Here is a 12,494-nt window from a genome sequence, read left to right as displayed (position 1 = left end):
AAGCTATATTTTGCAGGATAAACGTCAGCTACTATGCGACAACAAAGGGGCAGGTCTAGAAGATGAAGGATCAGAATCCAGCCGGAGCAGCCGGCGCCGACCAAGTGGATATCGGGGAGCTGCTGAACGCCTTGATGGCAATGAAGAAGGGGAATTTCACCTATAGAATGCCTTATGACCGGACGGGAATCGCCGGCAAAGTGGCGGATACATTCAACGAGATCATGGAGATTCAGGAAGGCATGGTCAACGAGGTTGAGACGGTGGCGAAGGTGGTCGGCAAGGAAGGGAACCTGTCGAAGCGCTTCGTCCAGAAGAATCTGGGCGGCTCCTGGGACACGATTACGGATTCGCTGAACGGACTGGTCATGGATCTGATTCAGCCGACCAGCGAGATGGTTCGCGTCATCAACGCAGTGGCCAAGGGCGATCTGTCCCAGAAGGTGGAACTGGAGATTGAAGGCCGGGCGCTGACCGGCGAGTTCCAGCGGACGGCCAGCAACATCAACATGATGGTCAACCAGCTCAGCACGTTTGCCTCCGAGGTGACGCGCGTGGCGCGTGAAGTCGGTACGGAAGGCATTCTCGGCGGCCAAGCCGACGTGAAGGGCGTGTCGGGAACCTGGAAGGATCTGACCGACAGCGTGAATTACATGGCGACCAATCTTACGGACCAGGTGCGCAATATCGCGGCGGTCACGACCGCCGTTGCGAAGGGCGACCTCTCGAAGAAGATTACGGTCAATGCGCGCGGCGAAATTCTGGAATTGAAGAATACGATCAACACGATGGTGGACCAGCTCTTGATGTTCTCATCCGAGGTCACGCGGGTGGCGCGCGAAGTCGGGACGGAAGGCAAGCTCGGCGGGCAGGCCGACGTGAAGGATGTGTCCGGCACGTGGCGGGATTTGACCGAAAGCGTGAACTACATGGCGACCAATCTGACCAATCAGGTGCGCAACATCGCCGTAGTCACGACGGCCGTCGCCAACGGCGATCTGTCGAAGAAGATTACGGCCGACGTGCAGGGCGAAATTCTGGAATTGAAGATTACGATCAATACGATGGTGGATCAGTTATCGACCTTCGCCTCTGAGGTTACCCGGATGGCGCGCGAAGTCGGTACGGAAGGCATTCTCGGCGGACAGGCGGATGTGAAAGGCGTATCGGGCACCTGGCGGGATTTGACCGAGAGCGTCAATTACATGGCCTCGAATCTGACGAACCAGGTGCGCAATATCGCCGAGGTGACGACGGCGGTCGCCAAGGGCGACCTGTCCAAGAAGATCACCGTCGATGCCAAAGGCGAGATTCTCCAGCTGAAGAGTACGATCAATATCATGGTCGATCAGCTTAGCAATTTCGCCTCTGAAGTAACGCGCGTCGCGCGCGAGGTCTCGACGGAAGGCATTCTCGGCGGCCAGGCGGACGTGAAGGGCGTGTCGGGCACCTGGAAGGACCTGACCGACAGCGTGAATTTCATGGCGGGCACGCTGACCGATCAGGTGCGCAATATCGCCGAAGTGACGACGGCGGTAGCGAAGGGAGACCTCTCGAAGCAGATCACGGTCAACGCCAAAGGCGAGATTCTGGAGCTGAAGAACACGATCAATACGATGGTGGACCAGCTCTCGACGTTCGCCTCCGAAGTAACGCGCGTGGCCCGAGAGGTCGGCACCGAAGGGATGCTGGGCGGACAGGCGCAGGTGAAGGGCGTCGCCGGCACGTGGCGGGATTTGACCGAGAGCGTGAACTACATGGCCTCGAACCTGACGAACCAGGTGCGCAACATCGCCGTGGTTACGACGGCGGTTGCGAACGGCGACCTGTCGAAGAAGATCACGGCGGATGTACAGGGCGAGATTCTGGAGCTGAAGAACACGATCAATACGATGGTGGACCAGCTCTCGACGTTCGCCTCCGAAGTGACGCGCGTGGCGCGAGAGGTCGGCACGGACGGCAAGCTCGGCGGCCAGGCGCAGGTGAAGGGCGTCGGCGGCACCTGGAAGGACTTGACGGAAGGCGTTAATAACATGGCCCGGAATCTGACCGACCAGGTGCGCAACATCGCGGACGTCACGACGGCGGTGGCGAAGGGCGATCTGTCGAAGAAGATTACGGTAGACGTCAAAGGCGAAATTCTGGAGCTGAAGATTACCATCAATACGATGGTGGACCAGCTCTCGACGTTCGCCTCCGAAGTGACGCGCGTGGCGCGAGAGGTCGGCACGGACGGCAAGCTCGGCGCTCAGGCGGAAGTAAAAGATGTGTCGGGCACCTGGAAGGACTTGACCGATACGGTGAACTACATGGCCAGCAATCTGACCATCCAGATGCGCAATATTGCCGGAGTCACGACGGCGGTCGCGAACGGGGACCTGTCGAAGAAGATCACCGTCGACGTGAAGGGCGAACTGCTGGAGCTGAAGAACACGATCAATACGATGGTGGATCAGCTCAATTCGTTCGCATCCGAAGTGACGCGCGTGGCGCGCGAGGTCGGTACGGACGGCAAACTCGGCGTTCAGGCCCAGGTGCGGGGCGTCGGCGGTATCTGGAAGGACCTCACGGACAACGTGAATATCATGGCGACCAATCTGACCGATCAGGTGCGGGGCATCGCCAAGGTCGTAACCGCAGTCGCGAACGGGAACCTGAAGCAGAAGCTGACCGTGGACGCCAAGGGCGAGATCGCCGAGCTGACCGATACGATCAACAACATGATCGAGACGCTGGCGACCTTCGCGGACCAGGTAACCACCGTGGCCCGCGAGGTCGGCGCGGAGGGCAAGCTGGGCGGACAGGCCAATGTGCCGGGCGCGGCAGGCACGTGGCGCGATCTCACGGACAACGTTAACTATATGGCGAGCACGCTGACCACCCAGGTCCGCGCCATCACGAACGTCGCCACCGCCGTAACCAACGGCGATCTGTCCCGGACGATTGACGTCTCCGCTTCCGGAGAAGTGGCGACGCTGAAGGACAACATCAACGAGATGATCCGCAATCTGAAAGAAACGACTCGCATCAATACGGAGCAGGACTGGCTGAAGACGAATCTGGCCAAATTCTCCCGGCTGCTGCAGGGCCAGCGCGATCTGTACGCGGTGAGCCGCATGATCCTCTCCGAACTGGCTCCGCTCGTGTCCATGCAGCACGGCGTTCTGTATATCAACGAGCCGGTGAACGGGGAACCGGTGCTGAAGCTGTTCGCCAGCTACGCCTATCAGAACCGCAAGCATCTGGCGAACGAGTTCCGGGCCGGACAGGGACTGGTGGGACAGTGCCTTATCGAGAAGCAGCGCATTCTGCTCACCAATGTTCCGCACGATTATGTGGTGATCTCTTCGGGGCTCGGCGAAGCGACGCCGCTGAATATCATTCTGCTGCCGATCATATTCGAGGATCAGGTGCTGGCCATTCTGGAGCTGGCGACCTTCCGTTCCTACAGCGATATTGACATCGCCTTCTTGGATCAGCTGACGGAGTCGATCGGGATTGTGATTAATACGATGCAGGCGAACCAGCGGACGGAGGAGCTGCTGATCCAGTCGCAGTCGCTCACCGAGGAGCTGCAGAAGCAGCAGATGGAACTGCGCAATACGAACGACGAGCTGGAAGACAAGGCGAAGCTGCTGGTACTCCAGAAGGCGGAGGTCGAGAGCAAGAACCACGAGGTGGAAGTGGCCAAGCGTTATCTGGAGGAGAAGGCCGAGCAGCTGGCCCTGACGTCCAAGTACAAATCGGAGTTCTTGGCGAATATGTCGCATGAGCTGCGGACGCCGCTGAATTCCCTGCTGCTGCTGGCCGAACAGCTGGCCGAGAATCCGGACGACAATCTGAATGACATTCAGGTGAAGTTCGCGAAGACGATTCAGGACTCGGGTCTGGAGCTGCTCAATCTGATCAATGACATTCTCGATCTGTCCAAAATCGAATCCGGCACCGTGACGCCGGACTACAGCGAGGTTCCGCTCGCGGAACTGACGGGCGGTCTGGACCGGACCTTCCGGCACATGGTGAACGCCAAGAAGCTCGATTATCGGATCAGTGTCGATCCCGGGGTTCCGCCCCGGATCATGACCGATCCGAAGAGGCTGCAGCAAATCCTGAAGAACCTGCTGTCCAATGCCTTCAAATTCACGGAAGAAGGCCAGATCATGGTGCAGATCCGCAAGGCGGAGGAAGGCTGGAATCCGGAGCGCGAATCGCTGAACCGGGCCAGAACTGTGCTGTGCTTCTCGGTCAGCGATACGGGAATCGGCATTCCGCACGAGAAGCAGCAGATCATCTTCGAGGCCTTCCAGCAGGCGGACGGCAGCACGAACCGGGAATACGGAGGAACGGGGCTGGGACTCGCCATCTCCCGCGAGATCGCCGAAATGCTGGGCGGAGAAATTACGCTCTACAGCGAAGTCGGCAAGGGAAGCGTATTTAACCTGTACCTTCCGACGGAAGCGGAGTTCACGGAGCCGGAACCCAAGAAACCGCATATGCCGGAAGTGATTGATATTACGCCGTCCAAGCGCAGAAGCAGTCTGGTCAAGCCGGCGGAGGAGACGCTGGAGGACGACCGCGACCGGATCGAACCGGGAGACCGGGTGTTCCTTATCATTGAGGACGACCAGAAATTCAACGAGATTATTCTGGACCTTCTGCACAAGAAGGGGATCAAAGCCGTCATAACCGCCGGCGGATGGGATGCCCTGGAGCTGGCGCACCGGTACAAGCCGATCGCCATTACGCTGGATCTTCATCTGGGCGGGGACACCAACGGATGGCTGGTCATCGACCAGCTGAAGAATGACATTCATGTCCGGCATATTCCGATCTGCGTCATGACCGTCGATGAAGACGAAGTGCTGCTGCTGCAGAAGGGAGTCCATGATTATTTCCGCAAGCCGGTGACGAACGAAGAACTGGAGAATGCGCTGGACCGGCTGAACGAATTCGCGGACAAGAAGGGGCGGAGCCTGCTCGTTGCGGTCCGCAACGAGGAAGAGCGCAAGGGGATTGCCGATCTTCTGAACAATCCCGATCTCAAGATCACATCCGTGGACACGGGACGCAAGGCGCTGAACCAGATCAACGCCAAGGATTTTGACTGTGTTATTCTCGACAATGCGCTTCCGGACATGGACCTGATCCGCTTCGTCCGGGATATGCACAAGAATGCCAAGAACAAGCGGGTACCGGTTCTGGTGCGTCTGAGCCGGAAGCTGACGCCGGACGAGGAGAATGAGTGGGATGAGCTGACCCGGATGGCCGTGCTCAAAGAGGTGAAGTCCAATGTTCAACTGCTGGACGAGTCCTCGCTCTTCCTGCACCTGCAGGCAGAGAATCTCCCGGCCGAATCGAAGGAGAGACTGGTCAAACTGCATAACTCCGACGATATGATCGAGTACAAGAAAGTGCTTGTAGTGGACGACGACATCCGGAATATCTTTGCGCTGACGTCGATTCTGGAACGGCATCACATGAAGGTGATTCCGGCGGAGAACGGCCAGGATGCAATCAGTCTTCTGGAACAGACCCCGGACATCGAAATTGTGCTGATGGATATCATGATGCCGGGAATGGACGGCTATGAAACGACCCGCTCCATCCGGGAGAACGGACGCTTCGAAGAGCTGCCGATCATCGCTCTGACAGCCAAGGCGATGAAGGGAGACCGGGAGCTGTGCCTGGAAGCCGGATGCTCGGATTATATTACGAAGCCGGTTAACAGTGCCCAGCTGCTGTCCATGATGCGCACCTGGCTGGACCGATAATTTATATTTCCTGGGTGTAAAGCCGCAGTTCGCAGTTCGCGAACTGTGGCTTTTTTTGGGGTTTCTATGAGATGAATCACGAAAATGCCGAAAAAAGAAATCAATTGGTTCTTAAGTATCAGTTTCATTTATTAATCAGCGGTTTAATATACAATTATAAAATTCAGAAACTTCCAATTATTTCTGTTATTTATTTTTTATTCTCCGTCTTGAGCCATAGAAAGGCTCCTACGGACGGACCAGCTTTGGTTCCACAGTTGAATGCATCAGGATTGGATACATAAGGATTGGATACATAAGGAGGGACCCGTGAGACTGCTATTGATTGCCGGCGGATACGGATCCGTCGCACGCCAGTACATAACCAGTTCCACCGAATTGATTAACGAAGAACCGTTGACCCTCGCCGAAGCCATCGGTTACATAGCGGAGTCCCCTCTCCGGCCGGACGGCGTTCTGATTACCGAAGAGGCGCTGACGCTGGCCGCAGAACGCGACAGGCGCGATCTGGAGAGCCTCGTCGCCGGGCTGGCCGCCATTCTTCCGGCGCCGGTGCCGGTCGTGGTCCTCACCGGCGACGGCTGGAGACCCCGGGAATGGGAGGGGCTGCTTGCCCGCTGCCCGCAGATCCGGGTGGAGGCGGGGGATTACATACGGATGACTCCCGGGCTGCTCGCCCGTGGAATCGAGCTTGCCGCCTCAACGCCGCAGCGGTCTGCGGCCAAGGGCAAGAACTCCACTTCGGAGCCTGCACTGCCGCTGAATGCCGCGCAGCATGCGGGTTCCCGGCCGACCGGGGAGCCGGCAGCTCCGCGGAAATCGTTCCTGGACCGGTTCCGTTCAAAGAGCAAGGAACGCCATACGCTGGAGCCGACCGATGCGTTGACCCGGGAGCTTAACCGGATCAGCCGGGGAATCAGCCGCGTCGTAGCTGTAACGGGACACCGCGGCAGCGGAGTGACGAGCACGGCCGTCAACCTGGCAAGCGAGGCGGGCAGACGGGGGCTGAGCGCGCTGATCGTGGATCTCGACATGGATTACCGGAGCACGAATATGTACTTCGGAAGCTTCCACGAAACGACAAAGCGGGACGACGACATCAACGCCTCGCTGATCCGGACTCTGGCAAGACCCCAGGATTTTGCGGCGACCGCCTATCCGATCAAAGAGAATGTCTGGCTGACCGGACTCGGGTACGGGTTCGACGATGCGAGATTGATCGGGCAGTTCGTGACCGAAGCCCGGCTTACCGCCCTTCTGTCGCTGATGCGCAATCGTTTTAACCTGATCGTACTGGACCTGCCGCTCGATCTGCTGGGGAAGTACACCGAAATCATGATACATATCGACAGTTTTGGATTATGCGTTCCGAATGACCTGTATTCGGTGCTCAGCACGCTGCGCAATGTGGAGAACAAGCTCCCGAAGGAGCAAGTCGCCTACCTCAACGCCAAATCGAAGCTGGTCGTGACAAGGTACAACGACCGGTCCCGCTTCCAGGGAGAAATGTTCACGCCGGATGCGGTAGCCCGGGTGCTGACTTCGGGGCTGATGGACGGCTTCACCTATGAAATGAAGGTGGCGGGCCATGTTCCCTACAGCAGCGAGTTCGATTCCCAGATCGAGTCCGACGTGCCGCTTGTGTATACCAGCGCCCATTACGAACGCGCCTACGGCAATATACTTCTTCGACTACTGGAGGGAACGGGATAAATGGATTTGAGCGGTCTCAAAAATGCGGCTCCCAACCGGCAGCTGTTCAAACGGGGAGCAGCGCTGCTCTTCAGTCTGTTCATCATTGTGGCTTCCTACCTGGCCATCACGAAGGCGAGCAAGGAAGCGAGCGATGTCGTGACTGTGCTTCGGGTGAAGCCGAGCGAGGGGATCCCCGCTTTTGTTCAATTGAACGACCATCTGATTGAGAAGTACAAGCTCATCCGCAGGGAGTACACCGAGGACATGGTGCTCGCCGACGATCTGGAAGAGGTCAAGGGCAAGCTGACCGCCAACTTTTTGCGGAAGAACACGGTTCTCTACAAGGATCAGCTGATTGACGAGAAGCCGCAGAAGAACGAATGGCTGTACCGGGTGGAGGACAAGAACGAAGTGCTGACGCTGCCCTATAACTTCCTGGAGGTCGGGGGCGACATTCTGATGCCGGGCGACCGGGTGCGAATCCGGGTGACCTACGACGTCGACTCGGCCGGCGGAACCGGCAATCCGAACGCGGTTTATTCCCAATCGCCGAATAAGGTGAAGAAGACGGAGGTGCTGTTCGACAGCATCATTGTCAAAGATATGCTGAACGCGAACAGCCACTCGATCTACGAGGTGTATAAGGAAGTCCAGAAGCTCGACGAGAACAAGAAGCAGGAAGTCATGAAGAGCAAGGAGTTCCTGAAGAACATTCAGCCCCGGGCGCTGCTGCTGGAAGGGACGACGGAGCAGATCAACAAGTTCGCCAAGTATAAGGGCCTGGACGGGAATTCGTTCCTGATTACGATACTTAGCCGGAAGGACAGCGACGTCATTGTCGATCAGCTGCCCACCTTGGAGAAAGAGGTGGAGTCATGGATCGGAAGCGGCGAATAGGGCTGGACAGCATCTTTCAGAAGATCTCGTCGAAGGACCTGGTCGGAGCCGAGCTCCAGGAGAACAGTCTGATCTACAGCGTGGTCGGCTTCCTGCCGGCGACGGACTGCACGGACAATGCGCTGCTCATCAGCAATCTGGCCTACCTGCTCTCACAAAAAGGACTGAATACCTGCGTCGTCGATCTCAAGGTATTCTACCCCAATCTCTATCAGTATCTGGACGCGGCGCCGCCCAAGAGAGGAAGCGGACTGCTCCGGCTGCTCAAGAGCGACAAGGTCGATTTCCGCGACGAGTTGATAGAGACGAAGTACGAGCGGCTGTATCTGCTCTCGCCCAGCCAGCAGGATTTGATGGAGGAATATTTTGATTTCGAGTTCGGCCATCTGGAGCGGGTCATTGATACGCTGAAGAGCATGTTCGACCTGGTGCTGATCGACATTCCGAACAACCCGCCGCTGGAATTCTGCCTCGGGGCGATGAAGTTCTGCCACATCGGCTTCTTCACCGCCGCGGAACGGATGGAAGCTGCGGTCAATATGGTCAAATTGCTGGATTTTGCCCAATCGGTCGGCATCAGCACCGCCAAGTTCATGAGCGTTGTCATGATGAACCTTCAGAATATCGAGTTCGACTATAAGGTCATGCGGGAAATGGGCTTCCAGATCGCAGCGGCGCTGCCGCTGGTCAAGGAGGCGACCGTCTGCGCCCATGACGGCAGGCTCTATATCAAGGACAGTCCGATCGTCAATAAATACTTCAAGAGAGACATTCAGAAACTGGCCGACCGGCTGGCGGACCAATAAGGGAGAGGACAGCCTTGCTGACACGCGGAAAAATCAGCGATATGCAGCAGAAGGTGCTGCACCAGGCCCATCCCAAGGAGAACCTGGAGGATCTGGCCACCAAATATACGACCATCAGCTTTGAGGAAGCGCTGGAGCTGTGCCAGAAATACATAACCAAGATTACGACCCATGCCTACCGCCGGGAGACGGACCCCGGCCGGAAGCGGGAGATGACGAAGGCCTACATCAACGAATTTGTCGATTCGCAGATGCCTTCGGTCGAAGGCTATTATGAGCTGCCGCAGCTCAAGAGCGCGCTCATCAATGAGATCACCCACTACGGTCCGATTACCGAGGCGATGGAGGACCCCTCCATCGACGAGATTCGGGCGAACGGGCCGGATCAGATCTTCGTGGAGAGCGGCGGCAAGTCGATCCCCTGGGAGCAGCATTTTACCGACCGGGAGCATATGGAGCGGATTATCGCCAAGCTGATCGGCGTATCGAAGATGCGGCTCATTCCGAAGATGCCGATGGTCAACGCCCGCACGATTGAAGGGTACCGGGTCAATGCCACCCATGCCGATATTTCGCCGTACGGACAGCCGGCCTTCGTGATCCGGAAATTCAGCAAGAAGAGCATCAATCCGAAAATGCTGGTCGAGAACGGGTCGTTCTCGGCGAATATGTACCGATTGCTGTCGCTCATTCCGAAGTCGGACCTCTCCTGGATTACGGTCGGACCGACCGGCAGCGGCAAGACGACGCTGAACGAGATCCTGGTCAAGGAGATCAATCCGATGCAGCGCATTATCACAATCGAGAATCCGTCGGAGATGCGGCTGATCCGCCGCGAAGGCGGAAGCGAGCACGGACGGATTCTGAACGATGTGCTCCAGTACGAATCGGTGCCGGAGGACGACGATGCCAGCCCGGCGACGATGGAGAACCTGCTCATCAACGCGATGCGGCAGTCGCCGCACTGGATCGGTCCGGGGGAGCTGCGGACGCCGGGGGAATTCGCCACAGCGCTGCGCGCGGCGCAGACCGGGCATTATTTCTTCTCGACGCTGCATGCGGAAGGCGACCGGGAAGCGATCTACCGCTTCCTGACGGCCTATCTGATGGCATCGAACGAGCCGGCGGAGCTGGCGCTGCGCAATATTTGCAGCGCGGTGAAGTTCGTGATTTTTCAGGAGAAGCTCGCCGACGGCACCCGCAAGGTCACGTCCATCTCCGAAGTCACCGGAGCCGACGGACTGAACCCGCTCATTAATCAGATCTACCGCTTCGAGTACGAGGACGTGGTTGAGGAGTGGGACGGAGACCGGAAGATTATCCGGATCGCCGGACGGCACCGCCGGGTGGGCAAGCTGTCGCAGAAGGCGCAGCAGCTCATGATCAAGGCGGGGATCAAACGGAGCCGCTTTGAGCTCTTCACGGCCGATCCCGCGGATGATGAAACGGAGGTGTATGCGCTCAGTGAGTACGCCTCTTACGATTAGTCTGATGCTCGGCCTGGCCGGCTTCCTCCTGTTCAACGCCGTGTTCGGCGTAAGGTTCTTTCAGGGGCTGGGGGGCTATATTCTGGAGCAGGTCGATACGCTCGCCGAATATCTGGGCCGTTACAATACGAAGCGCTATGTGGACCGGGTCAAGCGGGAGCGGATCGTCAAGCGCAAGGAGAACCTCTACGCCAAGTACAACCGGATGGTCGAGGGCCTGATTCTGGATTTCAACATGCCGTTCACGCTGGAGAGCTTCACTTCGATTCTCTGCATCTGCTTCGCGATCGTCATGCTCCTGATTGTGCTGTTCATGAAGAGCCTGACCCTGTCGGTGCTGATTACGATCTCGGTCTTTATCGGCCTGCTTACCTTCTTCGTGATGCAGTCGCGGGCCATCCAGGCCCAGCGGCTCGAACAGATCATGGATGCGGAGGATGTCATCTGTCCATTGGCCCGCGAAGGCGTGCTGGTGGCGATCAAGAAGGTGATGGAGACGGACGAGTACATCAGCCCCGGCCTGCGGCCGTACTTCCAGCAGTTCATCGACAATTGCGAGAACAACGGCTATTCGTTCAAGCAGGCGATCCAGCTGCTGAACCGGCAGCTCGGCCCGAAGTTCGACAACTTCGCGAAGAAGGCAATTGTGTTCGAATACAACGAGCGGAAGGGCATGGCGGATATTTTCCTGGACATTGTGGACGAGAACGCGGTGCTGCGCGAGATTAATCTCAAGAAAGAGATGATCTTCCGGAAGATGAACCGCAGCTTCCTGATGAAGACGGCCGTAATTGTGCTGTTCTTCCTGTATGCGCTGACCGTGCCCGACTTCCGGGCGTTCATGCTTCATACGGATGCCGGCAAAATGATCAACACGGTCATGATCAGCGCCGTGTGCCTGAGCTTCGCCAGAAGCCAGGTGCTCCAGGGAAGCATGGGCGGAGGCGGGACGAAATGATTCTGCTCGCCAAGCTGGCCGCCATGCTGTCGATTCTCTATCTGGTGCGGGTGCTGTTCTATCCGATGATGCGCTCGGTTAGCCGCAGCCAGAAGAAACGGGCCCGCCAATACGTCAAGCAGCGCAAGAACGAGAAGTTCAGGCAGCGGGTCAGACGCTTCAAGCTCCGTCTCGCCCGCAAATATGCCGGAGCGCTGCTGAGCGCGGCCGAACGGGCCCGCTTCAAGAAGATGATCGACCGGCTCGATCTGAACAAAAGCCCGGAGGAGGTCCGGACGGAGCAGATTCTCTATCTGCTGGGAGCGCTGCTGCTGACCGCCCTGATGCTCAAGCTGAATCCGGTTCTCGGCTATCTGACCGCCATCTTCGTTATCCTGGGCTGGCTGTATCCGGTATCGGAGCTGGAACGGGCAATCGAGCGCAAGAACAAGAACATCGCCCTCGACTTTCCGGCCTTCTACAGCATGGTGTACTACCAGTACATCAAGTCGGTCAATATCCATCTGGCGGATGTGCTGAGAGACTATATTCCGAACGCCAATCCCGACATCGGCGAGGAGCTGGGCGTGATGCTCGACAACACCGAGTACGGCGAGGAGTTCGCGCTGAAGCAGCTCAAGAAGCGGGTGCCTCTGCATTATGTCATCAAGTTCTGCGACATTATGGAGACCCGGCTGAAGGGCTATGACAACGTCGCCCAGATGGCTTATCTCAAGAACGAGCTGGACGGCTTCCGGGTGCGGGCGCTGGAAGAAGAGCTGGAGCGGCGGGAGAGAAGCGGGGCCCGCATCCAGATGGCGCTGATCCTGGTGCTTGCCGCCTATATCCTGATCTACTACCTGTTCACGATTCTGGGTTCCATCAAAATGTTTCAATAGCA

Annotated in this window: 7 protein-coding genes; all 7 read left to right on the top strand. The window is 57.6% G+C overall.

Going from position 1 to position 12,494, the window contains the following annotated elements; genetic code table 11:
• Positions 1 to 62 precede the first annotated feature (62 nt).
• On the top strand, positions 63 to 5,771 hold the full coding sequence (locus RBI05_RS14060; protein WP_310551571.1) for a HAMP domain-containing protein: 5,709 nt from the start codon (positions 63 to 65) through the stop codon (positions 5,769 to 5,771).
• Between the two features lie 309 nt (positions 5,772 to 6,080).
• On the top strand, positions 6,081 to 7,484 hold the full coding sequence (locus tag RBI05_RS14055) for an AAA family ATPase (protein WP_310551570.1): 1,404 nt from the start codon (positions 6,081 to 6,083) through the stop codon (positions 7,482 to 7,484).
• Entirely contained in the window at positions 7,485 to 8,363 is an 879-nt protein-coding gene (locus tag RBI05_RS14050) for a CpaB family protein (RefSeq protein WP_310551569.1), read from the top strand.
• A complete protein-coding gene (locus tag RBI05_RS14045) occupies positions 8,342 to 9,169 on the top strand; it encodes a hypothetical protein (RefSeq protein ID WP_310551568.1) in 828 nt (275 codons plus the stop codon). The genes RBI05_RS14050 and RBI05_RS14045 overlap by 22 nt, the downstream gene beginning before the upstream one ends.
• Positions 9,170 to 9,183: 14 nt before the next feature.
• Positions 9,184 to 10,656: a CpaF family protein gene (locus tag RBI05_RS14040; protein ID WP_310551567.1), complete on the top strand. Its 1,473-nt coding sequence runs from the start codon at positions 9,184 to 9,186 to the stop codon at positions 10,654 to 10,656.
• The gene (locus RBI05_RS14035) at positions 10,634 to 11,614 is read left to right on the top strand and encodes a hypothetical protein (protein ID WP_150457772.1); all 981 of its coding nucleotides are present in this window, start codon (positions 10,634 to 10,636) and stop codon (positions 11,612 to 11,614) included. Before RBI05_RS14040 ends, RBI05_RS14035 begins: the two co-directional genes overlap by 23 nt.
• On the top strand, positions 11,611 to 12,492 hold the full coding sequence (locus tag RBI05_RS14030) for a hypothetical protein (RefSeq protein WP_150457771.1): 882 nt from the start codon (positions 11,611 to 11,613) through the stop codon (positions 12,490 to 12,492). The genes RBI05_RS14035 and RBI05_RS14030 overlap by 4 nt, the downstream gene beginning before the upstream one ends.
• Positions 12,493 to 12,494 lie beyond the last annotated feature (2 nt).

The sequence above is a fragment of the Paenibacillus glufosinatiresistens genome, assembly GCF_031470375.1.
Classification (GTDB): Bacteria; Bacillota; Bacilli; order Paenibacillales; family Paenibacillaceae; genus Paenibacillus_AQ; species Paenibacillus_AQ glufosinatiresistens.
This window is presented reverse-complemented; position numbering and strand designations above follow the sequence as displayed.